We start from the raw sequence: 18826 nt of genomic DNA on the forward strand, positions 1-18826 counted from the left end.
GCAACGGGTATTGCTCTGTCGAAATTAACCGGCAGAGTGGACTGAAGGCCGGTCCGGCCGGTGTCGGACTCCGGACATGCGAGCCGATTCAACGGGGGTCAGTCGGCACCGCGTCGGGGCGCTGTATCTCGACGGTCCCGACCATCGAATCGTATGTTACGATATCTGTTGCCGTCAGTTTCGGGAGGTGTTCGGTGAACAGTTCCTCGGTGAGTTCGTCCCTGTCAGTGTCAGGGACTGCCGCTGGCTCGATGTCACGCTGGGCCGCCAGAACCGCCGCCGCGAGGTCTGCTACGACAACCGGTTCACCGCGGTCTGCCAGTATCGAGAGCACACGACGGCGAGTGTCGTCCGACAACAGATCGGCAACAACCTCCTCGGGGAGTCCCTGCTCGGTGCGGTCGCCGCTTGAAGATGTCGTCGCCATACGCGACGCTACATCGGCCTCCCACAAGTATGTGTCGTGCCCACACACTTCGCAGTCAGGCCTGTTCGAGTCTGTACGGCCACCAGTCCGCTTCGCGCAGCGCGCGCCCGAGAGATTTGTGGAAGTCCGGGAAGTCTTCGAACTCCTCCTGATCGACGTATTCGAAGATGTCCGCCACGCTGACGACCGTCTCGTAGTCGATCCGAACCGGGTGGTCCCCGTACTGTTCGACGTATTCCTCGGCAGTCAGTGGGAAGTCCTCGTCCTCGTCGACTTTCTTCGCCAGCACAGCGTGGCCGTACTTGCGCCGGCCCTCGCTTCCTTCCTCACCGTCCGGATCGTGTGGCCAATCCATACGCGGTTCTCTGGACACTGGCACAAAAAGGGTTTCTCTCCCCGCCTACAGTTCGAAGCCGCTGTCGTTCCGGCTGCCACCCCGTCGGAGGAGCACGATGACGACGCCGAACAGGAGCAACGCACCGAGAAGTCCGCCGATGACCAGCACTGTACTGAGGCCCATGACCGTCGCCGGGAGCGGCCCGAGTCCGCCGTCACCGTCACCCGCGGGTTCGGTCTGGACTGCTGGCTCCGTTCCCGTCGGCTCTGTCTTCGGCTCGGCACCGCCGTTCTCGTCGGTCTGGAGCTGGCTCTCGGTTACTTTGATTTCACCGGCGTTGGCGTCGTTGAAGCTGATCTGGAACGTCCCCGGCGTCGTCACGACCGTCGACAGCGTCACGGTCTGTTCGGTGTCTGCCGGCACAGTCACTGAGGTCTGGTTGACGACCTCGTCGTCTACCCGCATCTGCGCGTCGTACGTGCCTGGGGCACTGCCGGCGTTTTCGACAGTCCCTCTGACGCTGACCCGATATCCGTCTGTCGCCTGTTCGCTGACGACTGACGTTCGTGTGACGGAGAACGACGGCTCAATTTTCCCGATGGCGTAGGCCGTCGTCCCTGCGGTATCCGCCTCGTAAACGATACGGTCGGGCTGCTCCGTGGCGACGGTCGTTTCGGCGGCTTTCCAGGATCCGTTGATGCGATGATACACGCGGACATCCTGTGGTGCTATTCCGGCTGACTGGAGTGTTGAGCGGTCCAGCGCGAACTGCATCGACGACGGCTCGACGCCGTCCGACGACCCGACAGTCACCACACCGAACACCGATGCGTCGTCACCGGACGGTACCGCAAGGTCTGCCGCGCTGGGATCAGTGTACTCGGTCACGTCCTGCGTGAATGCCTGCCGTGATGCGTTGACCGTCCAGGACTGGACGGCAAAGGATCGGTTCGTTTGTTCCGATACGTTCAGTTCGTAGGGTTCGTTCGTCGGGACTGTCCCACCGCGTATCTTGAGCTGCCGCGTAGTCGAGTCCGTACGCGTTGTCTCGACTAGTGCCGGCTTGACCTTGACTCGCCCAGCTGATTTCCCTGGGCTCTGGACCTTAATCCTGTACGTTCCGGGGGCATCGAACTCCAGTGCCCGCGTCCGCTCGACCGACGAGTCGGCGTCGACGACCACCCGTTCGGTCGCTCTAGTCGTGCCGTTTACTACGTACTCGATACCCATCGCACCGCCCGAACTGCCGGTGTTATGGACCGTTGCGGTAACGTTTACTGATTCACCGGCCAGTATCGTGTTCGCGTCTTTCGACGCGCCGGACACGAACAGACTCGGTTCAGCAACAGCGGGGCCCGCTACCGTGGCTGCGAGGAGGAGAGAGACGACACAGACGATTGGGAGGCCCGGAAGATGCTGTCTTGGGGACCTATCTTCACGTACCATTACACGGATATAATCCGGACCACCGACATAAAACCGCCCGATTGCTTCGATTCGGTAAACTGTGCCTACACATCGGAAGGCAGCGAATTCTGTCCACCTCTTCTGTAGGCTCTTAGACTGGACCGAACGTTGCTGTAGTTGCATTCGAACCAGAGCAAGACGGTCGCACTCACTGTGTGCGCTGCGACTTGCAGGGTTCAAACCGCCAGTACATACCGATGGCTCCTCGCGCATTTGCTCGGAGCAATACGGTGGGACTGGGATTTGAACCGAGCCAAGACGGTCCTGCTCACGCCGTTGCGAGGGCTGCGACTCGTCGGCTTCAAATCTCAGCTGGTGCACTTGCCACTCACGGTTTGTTCGTGGCAAAATACGGTGGGACTGGGATTTGAACCCAGGAATCCGTGAGGATACCTGCTTTCAAGGCAGGCGCAATAGGCCGCTCTGCCATCCCACCGCAGTCGGGCATACTGCGTGGGCCTTCTAAGACCTGTCGGTCTCTCGGACCACGGTCGGCTCGCCGTCGTTGTCGACAACACGGATTCCGAGGTCATCGAAGAACGTCATCGTCCGTTCCGGTACGACCCGACCAGCTCGGTTCCGGGCGCGTAGCAGCGGAACCATCGTTTTGAGATCCGATTGCGTTTCGAGGACCGGCGTTGACGGGAGAAAGTCCACGTCGAGGCCGGCATCCGCGGCGCGCTCGCCGATGGTTTCGACCGCCGGGGTGGCGTAGCTGTCCTCGAAATCTATCGGCTCGCCGAAACCCGCGTAGTAGACACGGCCGCCCTCAGCAGGGCCGAGTACCACGCCGCTGGATCGGAGTTTCATCGCCGCGCTGTCGATGAGTTGGCGGTTCAACAGTGCCGCTGTCGGTTCGACGGCGGCGACGGTTGCGACGTCTTCCCGGTTGAGGAGGTGTGTGACAGTGTTCCCGACCCGACCGGCGAACGTCGAGCCGACCTGTACCTCGAACCGGGCGTTGCCCGGTGATTCGAGGGCCTCTGTCACTGGCTCTCGCACCGCGGTCTCGGGGTCTACGCCGTCCGGGACCTGCTCCGAGGCACGGTAGTTCACCAACAGCTCGGCCCCGCTGATCTCCACCGCACGACAGACGTCGAGCAGCATGGCTTCGTACAGCTTGGCCGCCTCGGCGTCGTCAAAGAGGTCGCCCGCCAGGTCCTGTAACACGAACCCTTCGACTGGCGGATCAGCCAGTACAGTTACCGTAGTCATACTGTCTTCTCGGCCCGACTGTGATTAGTCGCTTGTGTTCCGACGCAGCTACAGAACAATTATAAGATGTGAGCAGTATTTGATAACTAAGAGAAACTATATGGAGCAATCCCAGACCTACAGATGTGACGGATGTGGGTCGGAGTACCGGGTTCTCGGGGAGCCACGACCCAAGATCGTATGCCGCGACTGCGAACGCGAAGCCACGTTGTCCGGGACTGCGGCGGCACAACGGGCGTACCATATCGGCTACACGCGGTATCGCGAAGCGCGCCGGCAGCTATCCGACGCGCTGGCGACCGTCGAAGACGGGGAGATGGCGCTCGCTCGCGGTGGGTTCGACAGTGCCGCGGCGGACTTCGAGGAAAGCGTCGAGGAGTTCACGACGACTGTTCGCGAAGCGGACGACGACTCGCTGACCGAGTTAGCGGAACGGGCGCGCAAGAAAGCGACCTGTCTCTGGCAGGCCGCCGAGTGGCTCAGCGGCATGACTTACGCCAGCGAACAGGGCGAATCGACACAGGCGAGCCAGTACCGCCACGACGCCGAAAACCGGCTACAGGCGGCAACTGAGTACGGGACAGTGTCGAGCCCGGAAGAGTTGCTCCAGACCGCTGAGACCGAAGTCCAGTCCGATACCTGACTACCGCCCGCGTCGGCCCTTCGTCTGCCGGTAGTCCTGTCCGAGCGTCTCGCTGAGGTGCTCCAGAAACGCTGTCCGTTCCGCATCGGTCTGTTCACTCGGCGGCATCATCGGAAGGATCTCGAATCCCCGACCGCGGATCGTCGTCGCGTGCCGGTCCTCGATGTCGAGTTCGTCCTCGCTCATCGTCGTGTATTCGAAGGCTAACTCTTCGAGGGGACGCTGGCCGACCGGTAGCAATATCTCGGGATTTATCATCCGTATCTCGCTGTTGAGATACGGTTCGCAGTTGACGACCTCTTCGTCGGTTGCGTCCCTTTCGGGATGGCGACAGCGGGTCACGTAGGTCAGGAAGGTGTTCTCTAACTGCGGCCTGTCGGCGTCCGGGTCCGAGCACATGTCGACTGCGGCGAGGATGTCGAGCAGTTCGCGCTCACTCTCGCCGGTGAACGGGATGCCGGACTCATCGGCCCCGGCCGCAGGCGAGTCGCCGAGGACGATGAACTCAGCGCCCACGTCCCCGTAGCCGTGGACGACGTTCTCTCGCGTCTCACACAGTGCGGGGCAGTTCTGGCACTCCTCGTCCATCCCGAACGGGTTCGACTTGGATTCCTGTTGGGCGTCCATCTTACTCGTCGTCGAGGGTCTTGGCGTGGGTGTCCGCGTCCTCGGGGTCGTTCTGCGGACTGGACGGGTGGTAGTCGGTGTCGTACTCGCCCGGTCGGTCGTCGAGCCGGTCGGGGTTGATGCGGCCGCCGAGCAGCATGAAGTCGAGGACCGTACAGGCCAGCATGGCCTCGACGACCGGGACCGCCCGCGGCGGCAGGACCGGGTCGTGGCGGCCGGTGACGGTAATTTCCTTGCCTTCGCCCGTCTCCCAGTCGACCGTCTTCTGGGTCTTGGGAATCGACACCGGCGCGTGCCACGACACCTCGCCGTAGATTGGCTGGCCGGTCGTGATGCCCCCCTGGATGCCGCCGTGGTCGTTGCCGACAGGCGTGGGGTGGCCGTCCTCACTAAACTCCCAGTTCTCGGTGTACTCGCTGCCCTTCGTCGTCCGGGCCTCGCGGCCGATGCCGTACTCGAAGTCGTTGACCGCCGGAATCGAGTACATCGCCTGGCCGAGCCGGGACGGGAAGCTATCGAACCGTGGCGCGCCGAGGCCGGACGGGACGCCGCGACATTCGAAGTAAATCGCGCCGCCGATGGAGTCGCCCTCCTTCTGGTGCTTGTCGGCCAGGTCGCGCATCTCCTTGGCCGCGTCGGGGTCGGCACAGCGGACCTCGTTTTCCTCGCTGTGTTCGAGCATGTCCTCGAAGGTCACCGGGCCGGCCTCGACGTCGCCGATCTGGCAGACGTGGGCCTTGATCTGGACGTCGTAGTCGGACTGTTCGAGGATCTGCTTGGCGACGCCGCCGGCGGCGACCCAGTTGACTGTCTCGCGGGCCGAGGACCGGCCGCCGCCGCCCCAGTTTCGGGTCCCGAACTTCGCGGAGTAGGTGTAGTCGCCGTGGGACGGTCGCGGAGCCGTAATGAATGGCTCGTACTTGCCCGAGCGGGCGTCCTTGTTCTCGATAACCATTCCGATGGGCGTGCCCGTCGTGTACCCGTCCTGAATCCCGGAGTTAATCGTCACCTTATCCGGTTCGCCCCGGGAGGTGGTAATCATCGACTGGCCGGGCTTGCGCCGGTCGAGGTCTTTCTGTATCTCTTCCGCTGAGAGTTCGACGCCCGCCGGGACGCCGGAGACGGTACAGCCCATCGCCTCCCCGTGGGACTCGCCGTAGGTCGTCATGCGGAACAGACGACCGAACTCGTTGCCGTTCATTACAGTGGTGTCGGGGTTGGGGGCATTTGAACCTTGTAGATGTGGCCGGTGCTTGTCCCGCTATAGGCGACGATAGCGTCGGTATCCCCGCTATCTACCGCTCGACGGCCGCGCCGAGCGAATCGAGCACGTCGAAGAAGTCCGGGAAGGACACGTCGACGTGTTCCGCGCCGGTCACAGTTGTCTCGCCGTCGGCGACGAGGCCGGCGACGGCCAGCGACATGATGATGCGGTGGTCCGCGCGGCCTTCGACGGTCGTGCCGATGAGGTCACTGTCCGCGCCGTAGACGAACAGTTCGTCCTGGTGTTCCTCCACCTCAGCGCCCATCTTCGTCAGTTCTTCAGCCATCGCGCTCACGCGGTCAGTCTCCTTGTACCGGACGTGCTCGGCGTCGGTAATTCGGGTGACGCCGTCGGCGGCGGCCCCAAGCGTCGCGATGGTCGGCAGGAGGTCCGGCGTGTCTTCGACGCCGACCTCGATACCGGTTAGCTCGGACTGCGTGACGGTGATTTCGCCGGTTTCCTCGTCCCAGTCGAGGTCGGCCCCCATCCGGTCGAGGATGTCGACGATGGCGGCGTCGCCCTGAGCGCTGGGGAACGCCGACGTGACGCGCAGGCCGTCCTCGGCGGCGAGCGCACCGGCCGCGAGCAGGTAGCTCATCGACGAGAAGTCCCCGGGGACGTTGTAGTCGCCGCCCGCTGGCGTGTAGGACTGACCGCCCTCGACGGTGAACCCGGTATCGGTCTTCTGGGCGTTGATGTCGAACGCGTCCAGCACCTCCAGCGTGATATCGACGTACGGCGACGATTTCAGCTCGGTCGTCAGGTCGATATCGATGCCGTCCGGCGAGACGGCCCCCGCCATCAGCAAGGCGGTGATGTACTGCGAGGACACGTCGCCGGGAATTTCGACCCCGCCGCCGTCGATGCCGCCGCCGACCACGAGCGGGGCCTGCCCGTTCCGGCGAGTCGATTCGGCGTTGCCATCAAGTTGTTCGGTGGCGTCGAGCAGTGGCCCCTGGGGACGCGACCGGAGGGATTCGTCGCCAGTCAGTACCGCGAGATTGTCCTGCAGTGCGGCTGTCGCGGTGACCAGTCGCATCGTCGTCCCGCTGTTGGCACAGTCGATCACGTCGTCCGGCGTCTCCGGCCGGCCGTCGAAGCCCGTGACTTCGACCGTCGACTCGTCTTCAGCCAGTGAGACGCTCCCGCCGTAGGCCTCGACCGCTCGCATTGTGGCCTTCGTATCCGCACTCACGAGCGGGTCGTGGACGACCGCGCCGTCGGCGTAGCCCGCAGCCAGCACCGCCCGGTGCGTGTAGCTCTTCGACGGCGGTGCTTGCGCCGTCCCCTCGACCGTCGATTCGGTAATCGTGATGTCCATGCCCGGTCGGTAGCGGGCGTTCGACAAGAGGCTACCGCTCTCTCACCCCACCGACGGTGGGAGCAACGACCTTGTGGCTGGCAGCGGTACCACCGCTATGGTCCCAGCGATGGACGGCGCGACCGTTGTCGTCACGGGTGCGAGTAAAGGTATCGGCGAGCAGATAGCCCACGCGGTAGCGGGAGCGGGCGCACATACGGTCATCTGTGCCCGCGACGCGGAGGCGCTCGAGCGTGTCGAAGCCGATATACGGGATGCAGGCGGCTCCGTGACCGCGATTCGGACGGACGTGCGCGACGAGTACGACGTGGAACGACTGGTCGAAACTGCCACACGAGACGGTGACGGCGCAATACAGTACGTTGTCGCTAACGCCGGCGTCTACCACGGAACCGCCGGCGAGACACCGCTTACCGAGGAATCCTACGCCGCCTTCGACGACCACCTCCGGACGAACGCTCGGGGCGTGTTCTCGACGATCCGCGAAGCCGTCCCACACCTCGGTCCGGACGCCCGCATCGTCGTCCCGACGGGCGTCGTCGCCCGCGAAGGGATGCCCGGATACGGTTCCTACGCAGTCTCGAAGGCCGCCGCGGAGGCCGTTGCCCGCGGGTTCGCCGCCGACCTCGACATCCCGGTCGGTGCAGTCGACCCCGGACAGGTCGCGACGGACCTCTCCGGCGACGGCGGACGCGACCCGGAATCCGTCGCCGAAATGGTCCTCTGGGCGCTCCGGGACGCTGACCCGTCAGCACTGGACGGCGGCGTCATCGACTGGGGCGACTATCGGTCGGCGACCCGGTGACCGCCACCGATGGGTTTATTAGCAACAGGCCGGTGATTGTAGATAATGTCTATTAACTCAACCTCAGTTTTTAATAACGCTGGCCGAATCTCCACCGCCGGCCTCGCGAGTGTTGTCGGCCTGGTGATCCTGTCCGGCGTCGCAGTCACCGGCGGGGCGAGTAAGGTTCTGGTCATCTCCTGGGTCGCGTTCGTGGCAATGGCACTGGGCGCGTGGCTTGGGGCGCGGGCCGATGAAACGAACCCCTACCGACTGGTCTGGGGCTACGGGCTCGCGAGCGGGGCGATGGTCACCTCGGCGGCCATGTTCCTCGTTCCACAGGCGATGGGACTGGGCGGCCAGGCCGGCGCAGCGCGTATCGGCGGCGTCGGCATCGCCGCCGGACTGGTCACCGGCTACGGCACCCACACTATCGGCCACCGGCTGACCCACGTCGAGACTGCCTTCGACATGACGACGCTCGCCATCGCTGCCCACGCGCTCTCAGCCGGGCTGGTCATCGGGCTGGTCTACGCCTCGATGCCCCAACTGGGTATCCTGCTCGGGCTCGCTATTGTCTCACACAAGGGACCGGCCGGCTACGCTGCTGCCCGGCGGCTCGGACGCAGCGGCAAGTCCGCCACCGCGCTGTTACTCCCCGCGGCCGGCGTCGGCCTGACGGCGATCCCGTCCGCGCTCCTGCCGGTCCCGGAGTCCGCCCTTCTCAACGCAGTTATCTTCGGGTTCGCCGCCGGCATCTTCCTCCACGTCGCGATGGACTTCCTGCCGAACTGCGAGGCCGGCAGCGAGATCGACGAGGTCTGTGAACTCCACGACCACTCCCACGACCTGCTCGACGAACTCCGTACGCACGCCGTCGCGTCGACGGTGGTCGGCGCTGCCGTCATCGTGCTGGCGTGGGTCGCCATCTGAACGCGTGTTCGTCGTCACCGCACGGGCATAGTCACGGACACACTCGTCCCGTCGGTATCGACCCGGATGTCGATATCGCCACCGACGTAGCTGACGAGCCAGTACGCGAACCACAGCCCCAGCCCGGACCCGTGTTCGAGCGGCTTCTCTTCCGCCGCCTCGATGACCCGCCGCTCTTGATCCGGGACCCCTGGCCCGTTGTCCACAATCGTCACTGTCGCTGTCGAGTCGTGGCGCTCCGTCCGGACGGTGACCCGCGGTGCCGATGCGTCGGAGTGCTTGATACCGTTCTCGATGAGTTCCTGCAACGCTGGGACTACCTTTGCATCTATCGCGGACGACGAGACGGAGTCGCTCTCGACGACGAACTCGGCGTCGGGGTATGCTGCGGCCAGCCCGTCCGTGATGTCACTGAGGACGTCTTCGAGTTCGCGCTCGACATCGTCGGTAAGCGAGTCCGCGAGCAGTTCCTGTACGTGGTGCGCTTTCTCGCTGATGTCGAGCAGGGACTGCACGTTCGCTTTGATCGTCTCGAGGTGGTCGAGAGCGGCGTCGTCATCCACTAACTCTGACAGAATATCCGCACGTCCACTGATCGTCGTTCCGTTGTTCCGGAGATTGTGCCGGAGAATCCGATGGAACACGGTGAGCTGTTGCTCGCGCAGTCGGCGACCGGTGATTTCGTCCTGCATCCCGACGAACCCCTGGATCGTCCCGTCCGCGTCCTGAATCGGGGCGATGGTCTGGTTGATGATGAACCGCTCGCCGGACTTGCGCTCGTTTACGATCTCGCTCGTCCAGACCTCGCCGCGACAGATCGTGTCCCAGAGCCGTTCGTAGAACTGTTCGCTCTGTTCACCGGACTTGAGTATCCGCGGTGTTCGACCGATTGCCTCTTCGGCGCTGAATCCGGTGAGTTCCTCGAACGCCGGGTTGACGTACTCGATGACGCCGTAGGTGTTCGTTATCAGAATCGCGTGGCCCGCATGCTCGACGGCGTTCCTGAACCGCCGGAGTTCGCTGTTTTGTTCTCTGAGGTCCGCAACGAGGTCCTCGGTGTGGCTGCGCCGGGCGAGGAGGTTCGCGATGGTTCGAAAGAGCGCCTGCGTGTCCAGCGGCGCTGTCATGATATCATCGACGACGAGTGGCTGCTCGGCCGCGTCGATATCGGGCAGGTCAATCCTGACTGGCGTCCCCTCACGACGCACCAGAATCACGGGGCAAAACACCGGATCTGCCCGGTGTTTGTACTGCTCTATCGACTCTCTGTACTTCGGAAACGACGACTCGTCGACGATGTGGAGGTCGACTTCCCGGAACTCGTCGTCCGTGATCGGCGTGTGGTGTTCGGCGACGACGGAGGCGAGTGCCTCCCGGTTGCCGTCGCCGGCCAGCAGTAATTGGACGTCGGCCATCGGTGGTTAGCGAGTGGATGAGCGTCCGCCGCTGTCTCCATGCCGTTCGGGCACGCCCTCGAACACGCCGTGCATCCCCGAGACGGGGTCGCCGACCTGAAGGCCGTCGGCGGTTATCTCGAACCGGCGGGGGACCGCCTCGAACCCGCCGACGCGCTTTTTCAGCGCGCCGACGACTCGCTGGAGTTCGCCCCCGACCTCGATGTAGTTCTCGAAGACGATGTTGTCGGCGAGGTAACTGACGTTCTCGCTCGTGGGTTCGTGAAGCCCCGTCACGTCCCTACGCTGGTCGATCAGGATCACAGCGGTGTTCCCGCGCGTGAGATGCTGTGTCAGGGCGTGGAGCCGCCGACGCAGTTCCACGTCGTCCTGTCCGTGCTTGATCGCGTTCTTGTAGCCCGCGATGCCGTCGATAACCACGAGTTCGGCCCCGCGCTCCGCGGCCTGTGTCTTCACGCGGTTCGCGAACTCCTCGGGCGACATCGCCAGCGACTCGATCTCCTCGACGAGAAGTGTCCCCTCGTCACGCAACTCCGAGAGCGGTATCCCGAACGTCTCACAGCGGTGTGTGAACGTGTCGATGGATTCGTCGAACAGGTAGGCAAGCGCCGGGGACCCGTCTGCCGCTGCGGAGGCCAGGAACTCCGTCGCCGTCGTCGACTTGCCGACGCCGGAGGGGCCACTGAGAATCGTCACCGTCCCGCGTTCGAGTCCGCCATCGAGGAGCGAGTCCAGTTCCGGCACGCCGGCGGAGAACTGCGTTGGGTCGAACGACCGCGTCCGCTGTTCCGGTTCGAGCGCGGGATACACTTCGACGCCGGATTCCCGGATTTCCATCCCGTGTGAGCCGTCCTGTTGGCCGATGCCGCGATGCTTGCGCAGTCGAATACGCCGACCCGCCTTCTCATCGCCGTAACTGAGCGAGATGATGCCGTCACTGAGCGACCGAAGCTGGCTGTCCATCTGATTGCTCGGCGTCTTGGTCGCCAGCACGGTCGTCTCCCTGTCTTGCAGAAAGCGCGCGAAAGAGATGATACGCTTCCGAAACTGGTACTCGGTCGGTTCGAGATACTGGAAGTGTGTGATCGGGTCAATGAGGACGCGGTCCGGGTCGACCCGCTCGATAGCCTCGCGGATATCCGAAATCAGGTGGCCGTCCTCGACGTCTCTGGGCTTGACCACGTCGTACGATTCGGCCTCCATGAAAAACTCCGAATCGGGGCCGACATCCAGAAACGTCGCGTCGGCGATATCGATGCCGAGTTCGGCAGTGTTCGCCAGTAAATCGGCAGCCGATTCTTCGGCGTGAATGAACAGCACGTCGTCGCCCGCTTCGAGCCCCGCTTCGAGAAACTGCGTGCCAAGCAGTGTTTTCCCGGTCCCGGGCGGTCCGATAACGAGATACAGCCGCCCTTCCACAAGCCCGCCTCTGAGAAGCGAATCAAGGCCTGAGATCCCGCTGGAAAGCCGCGTGAACTGCCGCAAAGGAGAGGGCATAGAGAGAGTATCGGATGGCGGGTAATAAGCATCTCGCGAGAACGCGGGCGTGCCAACCGAGGACAGTCCACGAAACACCGATTCGCGTCTCCTCGCTCTTTCGACTAACGTGAGCGAAAAAGCGACCACTCGCGCCGCTCGTGGTCGTCTTACTCCTCGTCGAGTAACTGCTCGGCCAGAATCGGGACAAACGTCCGCAATCCACCTTTTTTACCATCGGGTGTGCTCCCTGTGGTCACACACCACTCGATAAAAAACGTGGGCGAAAAAGCGACCACTCGCGCTGCTCGTGGTCGTCTTACTCCTCGTCGAGTAACTGCTCGGCCAGAATCGGGACGAAGGTGCCGATGTCGGTGACCATCCCGACTGCCTGTGCGGAGCCACGGTCGAGGAGCTGTGTCACCGTCGCGGGGTTGATGTCGACGCAGACGACCCGCGTCGTCGAGGGGAGACAGTTCCCGACGGCGACCGAGTGCAGCAGCGTCGAGAGCATCAGCACCATGTCGGCCTCGTGGGCCTGCTCCCGAATGGCGTTCTGGGCCTCGACGGCGTCGGTGATGGTGTCCGGGAGCGGGCCGTCGTCGCGGATAGAGCCCGCGAGAACGAACGGCCGGTCGTTTTCGATGCATTCGTACATCACGCCGGAGCCGATGGTGCCGGACTCGACGGCCTCCTCGATGCCGCCCTCGCGGATGACCTCGCTGATGGCGTAGATGTGGTGCTTGTGGCCGTGGCGGGGATGGTCAAGGCTCTCGGTGTCCATGCCTAGCGAGGTCCCGTAGATGTCGCGCTCGATGTCATGGACGGCGAAGCCGTTGCCGGCCGAGAGCATATCGACGTAGCCCTCCCGGACGAGGCGGGCGAGGTCCTCGCGCGCCCCGGAGTGGATGAGGGCTGGCCCACAGACCGCCATCACTTTGCCACCCTCCTTTTTCGTCTCTTTGATGGCGTTCGCGATCTTGCGGATGGTCGACTCCGAGGGCCGCTCGGAGGAGACGCCGCCCTGCATGAAGCCGAACGCGCCGCCCGAATCGCGGGGCCGCTCCGGCGGCTGGACCTTGATGCCGGTTTCGTCGGTGACGACCATGTCGCCCTCCTCGATAGCGTTCAGGACCTTGGTGTAAGCTCGGGGGTAGTCTCTCGGTTCCTCGTCGTCACCGTTCGACTGTTCCGAGGCGCGGTGCGCTTCGCCGTCTTCGACGACCACGGCGCAGTCCATCTCCATGTCCTCGACTTCGATCCACTCGCCGCTGTGGCGGATGAACGTCGGGTGGTTCGTCGTCGAGTAGAACCCGTGCGGGACGACCTGGTCGTCGGGTGCGGGGACGAGCGTGGCGTCTTTCGGGTCCGAGGGGTTGACGCCGTGCTGGTGGAGTTCGTGAACAATCGACTGCAGTTGGTCTTCGTCGTCAGCCTCGACGAGCATCCGGGCGTAGGACTCCTCGTCTTTGTGACGGCCGATATCGAACTCCTGAACGGAGAAGGAGCCGCCCAAATCCATGATGATGCCGAAACAGGACTGCATCATCCCGGAGTCGATGATGTGGCCCTCTAGTTCGACTTCGCGAGAGACGGTCATGGCCAAGACATGGAGACAGGTGTGTAAGACGGTTTTGGGTCTGCACCACTCCGGCGACCCGGCTACCGCCCGTCAACGTGTCGTTGCACGGCCCACGACTCCCCCTCGCTGTCCTCACATAGCCGCTCGAAGAACCGCTGTAGCCCGTCGGACTCTGTGGTCGGCAGGACGTGCAGTCGGACCGTCCCGTCGCGGACGGCAACGCGGAACACGTCGGTCGTCTCCTCGTCGCGGACCAGCCACAGCGGCATCGGCAGGTCGTGGAAATCACCGTAGCGGTACGGTCCGGCCTCGAGGATGTCGACGACTGTCTCGGCGAGTTCCGGCGTCGCCCGCTCCCGATCCGGGACAAGTCGGAACTCCGTCCCGCCCTCGTATTCGACCCCGCTCCCGTGGGGAAAGCGCCGCTGTGGGTGTGCGGGGATGCTGAACGAGGGGTCCGTGGTCATCTGTCACGTAGTTGGGCGCTTTCGGATTTAAATTCGCGGGCCATGCAGGGCTCGATGGTATAACCTCCCCTGCGTCTGTGGCGTCGATCCGACGCGGTCTAGCATGACCGGTGGCGAACTAAAGTCATGAGAGTGAATTGTCTTCGGAGTGAGGAATCAGTATGCGCGTTAGTCTGGCGGTGGTAGACCGTCTCGTCGCGAACGGCATCGATACCGTCTTTGGCATCCCGGGGAAGCAGTCCCTCCCGCTGAACGAGGCCATCGGCAAGCGAGACGACATCCGTTTCGTCGTGGCACGGCACGAAACTGCGGTCTCACATCAGGCCTGGGGCTATGCAGAGACGAGCGGGCAGATAGCGAGCACTGTTGTCGTTCCCGGTCCGGGCGATATGAACGCGATGAACGGCCTGAAAAACGCGCTGAACGACTGCACGCCGCTGGTGCACTTCGCCATCGAAACCGAGCCGGCGCTCCGGGGCGGGGATGCGATTCACGAAACCCCGCCGGACACCTACGACAACGTCGTCAAAGAGAACATACTACTGAAGAACCCCGAGACGACAGCGGCGACGATCGACCGAGCGGTACAGATCGCCAAGACACCTCCGAAGGGGCCAGTCAGAGTCGGACTCCCCAAGAATTACTTGCAGATGGACGTGCCAATCGCTGGTGCAAGCACACCTTCGGCTCCGTCCACCAGCACCGTCCCGGAGCAGGCGGTTGCGGAAGCCGCTGAGCACCTGCTCGCGGCCGAGATGCCAGTTATCATGGCAGGCGGTGGTGTGCGAGCGTCGGGTGGGACGGCGGCGCTCCGAAGCCTCGCCGAGCGACTTGACGCGCCCGTCGTGACGACGTACAAAGGCAAAGGCGTGTTCCCGGAGGATCACGACCTCAGTGCCGGTGTCCTGAGCGGGAGTGCAAGCCCAGAGCTACTGGACTGTCTCGCCGACTCCGACGCCGTACTCGCCGTCGGCTCCGACCTCGACGCACACGGGACACGCGGGTGGTCCGTCGAACTACCTGAGACGCTCGTTCACGTCACGATTGACGCCGACGACCTCGGCACGGGCTATGACCCGACTGTCGGCATCCTCGCAGATGCCGCGGACGCGATGACGGCGGTCGAGAACAAAATCGCGGCGGCTGATACCGCTCCTGCTACGAAGGCGGACGGCACCGAACGCGCACAGGCTGTCCGCGATGCCACTGCGCGTCGTATCGAACCGCTCGTGGATTCGGAACCACCGCTCACCTCCGTCCATGTGCTGCAAACTCTCCGGGACGCAGTCCCTTCGGATGCTATCACGGCCGTCGACGCCGGGGGGTTCCGCGTCTGGGCGCTGAACACGTTCGAGGCGTACGGGCCGCGCAGCTACGTCAACCCCGGATCGTGGGCGACGATGGGAACCGGACTGCCGTCGGCGATTGGGGCACAGCTAGCCAATCCGGACACGCCCGTCGTCGCGTTGACCGGTGATGGCGGCCTCATGATGTGCGTGCACGAGCTCCACACTGCGGTCGCCGAGGACCTCCCGATCACCGTCGTCGTCCTCAACAACGACGATTACGCGATTATCAGTGAGGAGGCCGGCCGGAGTTACGACCTCGACCACCAGGCGTACGGATGGGACACGACGCCGATTGACTTCGGAACCGTCGCTGCCGGAATGGGGATGGAAGCCGTGCAAGCCGACACGCCGTCCGAAATCCGCACGGCGGTTCGCGAGGCGGTGCAGACGGACGCGCCGACGCTCGTCGAGGTCAGGACCGACCCGACGGAGCCACAGGCGAGCGAGTGGATGAGCGAGTAGTGGATTTATCCAGCGGGAACGCCAAAAGCAGGTCATGTGTGGCCGCTACAGTTTGTTCTCTCCTCGCGAGGAAATTGAGACGCGGTTCGACGCCGAGTTTTCCTTCGACTACGGGTCGCGATACAACGCCGCTCCGAGCCAAGACCTGCCGGTCATCACTGCCGAGTCGTCCGGCACAATCAAGCGGATGGAGTGGGGACTGATTCCGTCCTGGGCTGACAACCGCACGGACCACGGGCACATCAACGCCCGCGCCGAGACGCTGGCGGAGAAACGTTCGTTCGCCGAGGCCTACGAGGCTCGCCGCTGTCTTGTCCCTGCCGATGGGTTCTACGAGTGGGTCGAGACGAGCGACGGCAAGCAACCGTATCGCGTGGCGCTGCCGGACGACGACCTGTTCGCGATGGCGGGGCTGTACGAGCGGTGGGAGCCGCCACAGCGCCAGACCGGACTGGGGGAGTTCGGCGCGAGCGGCGGTGATTCCGGCGGGGAAGACGATATCGTCGAGTCGTTCACGATTGTGACGACCGAACCGAACGACGCCGTCGCTGACCTCCATCACCGGATGGCCGTCATCCTCGACCCGGCTGAGGAGTCGACGTGGCTGCGCGGCAGCGCCGACGACGTGTCCACACTGCTTGACCCGTACGACGGCCCGATGCGGACCTATCCGGTTTCGTCAGCGGTTAACAGCCCAGCCAACGACTCGCCGGACCTCATCGAACCAGTCGGGTAGTGACGGCTGGGTAACGGCGCTACTCGCTCGGCGTGTTCTGGCGCTTGAACTGGTGCAACATCTTCCAGAGCGTCTCTTCTTCGACCTGGTTTTCGGCGGCGGATAGCTGGCGGTACAGGCCCTCAGAGACGGTAATCTCGGGCATTACTGGAACGCTCGTGTGGAGGCAACATAAGCTTCTGGAGACTCGGAACCGAGTGAATGTATCCGCCCCACAATATTCTGGGTACGTCGTTACGGGGGCTAATCGCCTTCTCCCGGTGTATGCAGTCGTACGCCCAGCGAGACGACGGTACTGTCGCGTCCAGTGTGACTGAGCTCATCGGCGACACGCCGCTGGTCTGTCTCGACAGCTTCGCGGACAATCTGCTCGGCAAGGTCGAAGCGGCCAATCCTTACTCCGTCAAGGACCGCATTGCGCTGTACATGGTCGAGGCGGCCGCCGAATCAGGCGACCTCCCCGCCGACGGGACGGTCGTTGAAGCGACCAGCGGCAACACCGGCATCGGGCTGGCCGCTGTCTGCGCTGCACGGGGGTATGACTGCGTGCTGACGATGCCCGAATCGATGAGCGAGGAGCGCCGGCAGTTGCTGTCGGGGCTCGGCGCGGACCTCGAACTCACGCCAGCTGACGGCGGCATGAGCGGGGCAATCGAGCGCGCGAACGAACTCGCGGACGCGCCGGGTACTGTCCGCGCCCGGCAGTTCGAGAACGAGGCGAACCCGCGTGCCCACCGCGAGACGACGGGTCCGGAGATATGGGCCGATACCGACGGCGACGTGGACGCCGTCGTTGCCGGCGTCGGGACCGGCGGCACGATCACCGGTATCTCGGAGTACATCGAGGAGGAGGTCGGCGCGGATCTCACATCGGTCGCCGTCGAGCCTGAACAGTCCAAACTGCTCTCGGCGGATGCCCCGGACAGCCACGACATCCAGGGTATCGGTCCCGGGTTCGTTCCGGACATCCTCCGGCGCGATCTCGTCGACGAGGTGCGGACCGCGAGCAAGGCGGAATCCATGGAGGCGACCCACCGACTCGCCAGCGAGGAAGGGATTATGGTCGGCATCTCCTCCGGTGCGGCGCTGCACGCGGCCGCGGAGTACGCCACCGAGAACCCCGACGAGACGGTGGTCGCCGTCCTGCCGGACACCGGTGAACGATACCTCTCGACGGACCTGTGGGACTAAGCGAGAACCGTCGCTGCGATGCGGCGAAAACAGCCTTCAGGCGACCCGGCCGAACGCCAGCGTGCCGCTGATGCTCTCGATGTAGGCTTCGACGACCTGCCCTTCTCGCGCTCCGGAGACGAAGATGGTGTACTTCCCTTTCTCGGCGACGCCGTCGCCCTCGCGGCCCGTGCCGGTGATCTTGACCTCGTAGGTCTCGCCCTCTTCGAGCGTGGGTCGGTCCTGCTGGGTGTTCGAACTCGCGCCCTTGGCGACCGGGCGGAACGCACCGCAGGCCTGACAGCGCAGCATGTCGACGCCGTCCTCGTTCTTGAGGACGGTGTCGGGCAGGCCACACTCGGAACAGGTGACGTACTCGGCGACGTACGCGTCGATGGCGGCCTCGAAATCAGCGGTGTCGAACGACCCGTTGTAGCGGGCTTCGCCGCCGTCGAACTGACCGTTGGTCCCGAACTCGCGCTGGATGGCTCGGTGGAGATGCTGGGCGTCCCGCGAGACTGCGTCGGCGATTGCCTCTAAGTTCGTCAGGCGTGTGAACGCACCGTCGGTCTGGCCCTCGGGGTCGGGAATCGAGAGCCGTTCGCCGGCTTCCCGGGGTTGGTCTGGTAGTACGTCGTACGCACGCTGTAGGGCGGACTCGTAGTTCATACATCTTAGACGGTGCTGGCACGTAAATGGATTCCGTCACATCTGTGATCTCCTATCGGCCAATGATATTAATACTGAGAGTGGATAATTGATTGACATGGATCAGCACGAACAGCCTGTGGAGACGCCGGGACTCGCGTCCGAGCGACTCGATACGCTATTACGGGCGCTGGCAGCCGAGCCCCGGCGGATGATATACACTTACCTCGCCGAACACGACTCGGCCTCAATCGCGGAACTCACTGACGTGGTCGTGGGCTGGTCCAGCGCGCGTGGTCGAGACACCGACGCCCGCAACTGGGACGATACCCGCACGTCGCTCCACCACCGCCACCTCCCTGTTCTCGATGACGCTGGCGTTATTAGCTACGACGCTGCCCAGCGGACCGCGACGCTGGCATCGCTGTCGCCATCCACGGCCGAGGTTCTGGCGACGATAACCGATCTGGATACCGCCGAGACAGACCACGAGGACTGATCGT

General features: G+C 63.9%; 20 protein-coding genes and 1 tRNA gene. 7 read left to right on the plus strand and 14 right to left on the minus strand.

All coding sequences use genetic code 11. The features are described 5' to 3' along the window. Positions 1 to 88 precede the first annotated feature (88 nt). The 5 genes from SG26_RS12165 to SG26_RS12185 form a co-directional block, all read right to left on the minus strand. Positions 89 to 427, minus strand: coding sequence for a hypothetical protein (locus tag SG26_RS12165; protein ID WP_050037695.1), 339 nt, complete (start codon positions 425 to 427; stop codon positions 89 to 91). A 55-nt stretch (positions 428 to 482) separates the two neighbouring features. Further along, positions 483 to 782 carry a DUF5785 family protein gene (locus SG26_RS12170; RefSeq protein ID WP_004593490.1) on the minus strand — a complete coding sequence of 100 codons (300 nt, stop codon included), beginning with the start codon at positions 780 to 782 and terminating at the stop codon, positions 483 to 485. A 45-nt stretch (positions 783 to 827) separates the two neighbouring features. Continuing rightward, positions 828 to 2090, minus strand: a complete 1263-nt coding sequence (locus SG26_RS12175) for a PGF-pre-PGF domain-containing protein (RefSeq protein WP_014039793.1) — start codon at positions 2088 to 2090, stop codon at positions 828 to 830. Positions 2091 to 2583: 493 nt separating this feature from the next. Then, positions 2584 to 2667: transfer RNA gene (locus SG26_RS12180), tRNA-Ser, on the minus strand. Positions 2668 to 2693: 26 nt separating this feature from the next. Continuing rightward, entirely contained in the window at positions 2694 to 3446 is a 753-nt protein-coding gene (locus SG26_RS12185) for a hypothetical protein (protein WP_050037696.1), read from the minus strand. Between the two features lie 100 nt (positions 3447 to 3546). Here SG26_RS12185 and SG26_RS12190 point away from each other — a divergent pair, with 100 nt between their 5' ends. Further along, complete coding sequence (locus tag SG26_RS12190) at positions 3547 to 4089, plus strand: hypothetical protein (protein ID WP_050037697.1); 543 nt, start codon at positions 3547 to 3549, stop codon at positions 4087 to 4089. On the opposite strand, the gene SG26_RS12195 is transcribed toward SG26_RS12190, so the two are convergent. From SG26_RS12195 to aroA, 3 genes are all read right to left on the minus strand, one after another. Continuing rightward, positions 4090 to 4716 (minus strand): uracil-DNA glycosylase family protein, encoded by a 627-nt coding sequence (locus tag SG26_RS12195; RefSeq protein WP_050037698.1) that lies wholly within the window; start codon positions 4714 to 4716, stop codon positions 4090 to 4092. 1 nt (position 4717) lies between these two features. Next, positions 4718 to 5917: a chorismate synthase gene (gene aroC, locus SG26_RS12200; protein ID WP_050037699.1), complete on the minus strand. Its 1200-nt coding sequence runs from the start codon at positions 5915 to 5917 to the stop codon at positions 4718 to 4720. 94 nt (positions 5918 to 6011) lie between these two features. Further along, entirely contained in the window at positions 6012 to 7301 is a 1290-nt protein-coding gene (aroA, locus tag SG26_RS12205) for a 3-phosphoshikimate 1-carboxyvinyltransferase (RefSeq protein ID WP_050037700.1), read from the minus strand. 97 nt (positions 7302 to 7398) lie between these two features. Here aroA and SG26_RS12210 point away from each other — a divergent pair, with 97 nt between their 5' ends. After that, positions 7399 to 8106, plus strand: coding sequence for an SDR family NAD(P)-dependent oxidoreductase (locus tag SG26_RS12210; RefSeq protein ID WP_174878657.1), 708 nt, complete (start codon positions 7399 to 7401; stop codon positions 8104 to 8106). 45 nt (positions 8107 to 8151) lie between these two features. Next, complete coding sequence (locus tag SG26_RS12215) at positions 8152 to 9018, plus strand: ZIP family metal transporter (protein ID WP_050037701.1); 867 nt, start codon at positions 8152 to 8154, stop codon at positions 9016 to 9018. A gap of 14 nt (positions 9019 to 9032) precedes the next feature. Here SG26_RS12215 and SG26_RS12220 read toward each other — a convergent pair whose 3' ends face one another. The 4 genes from SG26_RS12220 to SG26_RS12235 all read right to left on the minus strand — a co-directional run bounded on the left by SG26_RS12220 (position 9033) and on the right by SG26_RS12235 (position 13958). Next, the gene (locus SG26_RS12220; RefSeq protein ID WP_050037702.1) at positions 9033 to 10433 is read right to left on the minus strand and encodes a PAS domain S-box protein; all 1401 of its coding nucleotides are present in this window, start codon (positions 10431 to 10433) and stop codon (positions 9033 to 9035) included. A 6-nt stretch (positions 10434 to 10439) separates the two neighbouring features. After that, positions 10440 to 11930, minus strand: a complete 1491-nt coding sequence (locus SG26_RS12225; RefSeq protein WP_050037703.1) for an ATPase domain-containing protein — start codon at positions 11928 to 11930, stop codon at positions 10440 to 10442. Between the two features lie 298 nt (positions 11931 to 12228). Further along, positions 12229 to 13509 (minus strand): TIGR00300 family protein, encoded by a 1281-nt coding sequence (locus SG26_RS12230; protein WP_050037704.1) that lies wholly within the window; start codon positions 13507 to 13509, stop codon positions 12229 to 12231. Between the two features lie 62 nt (positions 13510 to 13571). Then, positions 13572 to 13958 (minus strand): hypothetical protein, encoded by a 387-nt coding sequence (locus SG26_RS12235; protein WP_050037705.1) that lies wholly within the window; start codon positions 13956 to 13958, stop codon positions 13572 to 13574. 161 nt (positions 13959 to 14119) lie between these two features. Between SG26_RS12235 and SG26_RS12240 the strand changes: the two genes are divergently transcribed. Then, positions 14120 to 15769: a thiamine pyrophosphate-binding protein gene (locus SG26_RS12240; RefSeq protein ID WP_014039805.1), complete on the plus strand. Its 1650-nt coding sequence runs from the start codon at positions 14120 to 14122 to the stop codon at positions 15767 to 15769. A gap of 34 nt (positions 15770 to 15803) precedes the next feature. Continuing rightward, on the plus strand, positions 15804 to 16505 hold the full coding sequence (locus SG26_RS12245) for an SOS response-associated peptidase (RefSeq protein WP_050037706.1): 702 nt from the start codon (positions 15804 to 15806) through the stop codon (positions 16503 to 16505). 19 nt (positions 16506 to 16524) lie between these two features. Here SG26_RS12245 and SG26_RS21975 read toward each other — a convergent pair whose 3' ends face one another. Next, the gene (locus SG26_RS21975; RefSeq protein ID WP_008310277.1) at positions 16525 to 16650 is read right to left on the minus strand and encodes a hypothetical protein; all 126 of its coding nucleotides are present in this window, start codon (positions 16648 to 16650) and stop codon (positions 16525 to 16527) included. 119 nt (positions 16651 to 16769) lie between these two features. On the opposite strand from SG26_RS21975, the gene cysK reads away from it, so the two are divergent. Next, entirely contained in the window at positions 16770 to 17696 is a 927-nt protein-coding gene (gene cysK / locus SG26_RS12250) for a cysteine synthase A (protein ID WP_050037707.1), read from the plus strand. A gap of 36 nt (positions 17697 to 17732) precedes the next feature. Here the strand turns inward: cysK and SG26_RS12255 are convergent, their stop codons facing one another. Beyond that, positions 17733 to 18344: a translation initiation factor IF-2 subunit beta gene (locus tag SG26_RS12255; protein WP_008310273.1), complete on the minus strand. Its 612-nt coding sequence runs from the start codon at positions 18342 to 18344 to the stop codon at positions 17733 to 17735. A gap of 97 nt (positions 18345 to 18441) precedes the next feature. Here SG26_RS12255 and SG26_RS12260 point away from each other — a divergent pair, with 97 nt between their 5' ends. Then, on the plus strand, positions 18442 to 18822 hold the full coding sequence (locus SG26_RS12260; protein WP_023843165.1) for a hypothetical protein: 381 nt from the start codon (positions 18442 to 18444) through the stop codon (positions 18820 to 18822). Positions 18823 to 18826 lie beyond the last annotated feature (4 nt).

It is taken from the genome of Haloarcula sp. CBA1115, assembly GCF_000827835.1.
Taxonomy (GTDB): Archaea; Halobacteriota; Halobacteria; order Halobacteriales; family Haloarculaceae; genus Haloarcula; species Haloarcula hispanica.

Bases quoted from the DNA above. Each gene is read 5' to 3' on its own strand.
- SG26_RS12240 (WP_014039805.1), top strand. From the start codon at position 14,120: ATGCGCGTTAGTCTGGCGGTGGTAGACCGTCTCGTCGCGAACGGCATC.
- SG26_RS12165 (WP_050037695.1), bottom strand. From the start codon at position 427: ATGGCGACGACATCTTCAAGCGGCGACCGCACCGAGCAGGGACTCCCC.
- SG26_RS12235 (WP_050037705.1), bottom strand. From the start codon at position 13,958: ATGACCACGGACCCCTCGTTCAGCATCCCCGCACACCCACAGCGGCGC.
- SG26_RS12190 (WP_050037697.1), top strand. From the start codon at position 3,547: ATGGAGCAATCCCAGACCTACAGATGTGACGGATGTGGGTCGGAGTAC.
- SG26_RS12210 (WP_174878657.1), top strand. From the start codon at position 7,399: ATGGTCCCAGCGATGGACGGCGCGACCGTTGTCGTCACGGGTGCGAGT.
- cysK (WP_050037707.1), top strand. From the start codon at position 16,770: ATGCAGTCGTACGCCCAGCGAGACGACGGTACTGTCGCGTCCAGTGTG.
- SG26_RS12195 (WP_050037698.1), bottom strand. From the start codon at position 4,716: ATGGACGCCCAACAGGAATCCAAGTCGAACCCGTTCGGGATGGACGAG.
- SG26_RS12185 (WP_050037696.1), bottom strand. From the start codon at position 3,446: ATGACTACGGTAACTGTACTGGCTGATCCGCCAGTCGAAGGGTTCGTG.
- SG26_RS12170 (WP_004593490.1), bottom strand. From the start codon at position 782: ATGGATTGGCCACACGATCCGGACGGTGAGGAAGGAAGCGAGGGCCGG.
- SG26_RS12230 (WP_050037704.1), bottom strand. From the start codon at position 13,509: ATGACCGTCTCTCGCGAAGTCGAACTAGAGGGCCACATCATCGACTCC.
- SG26_RS12245 (WP_050037706.1), top strand. From the start codon at position 15,804: ATGTGTGGCCGCTACAGTTTGTTCTCTCCTCGCGAGGAAATTGAGACG.
- SG26_RS12225 (WP_050037703.1), bottom strand. From the start codon at position 11,930: ATGCCCTCTCCTTTGCGGCAGTTCACGCGGCTTTCCAGCGGGATCTCA.
- SG26_RS12255 (WP_008310273.1), bottom strand. From the start codon at position 18,344: ATGAACTACGAGTCCGCCCTACAGCGTGCGTACGACGTACTACCAGAC.
- aroA (WP_050037700.1), bottom strand. From the start codon at position 7,301: ATGGACATCACGATTACCGAATCGACGGTCGAGGGGACGGCGCAAGCA.
- SG26_RS12215 (WP_050037701.1), top strand. From the start codon at position 8,152: ATGTCTATTAACTCAACCTCAGTTTTTAATAACGCTGGCCGAATCTCC.
- SG26_RS12260 (WP_023843165.1), top strand. From the start codon at position 18,442: ATGGATCAGCACGAACAGCCTGTGGAGACGCCGGGACTCGCGTCCGAG.
- SG26_RS12220 (WP_050037702.1), bottom strand. From the start codon at position 10,433: ATGGCCGACGTCCAATTACTGCTGGCCGGCGACGGCAACCGGGAGGCA.
- SG26_RS21975 (WP_008310277.1), bottom strand. From the start codon at position 16,650: ATGCCCGAGATTACCGTCTCTGAGGGCCTGTACCGCCAGCTATCCGCC.
- aroC (WP_050037699.1), bottom strand. From the start codon at position 5,917: ATGAACGGCAACGAGTTCGGTCGTCTGTTCCGCATGACGACCTACGGC.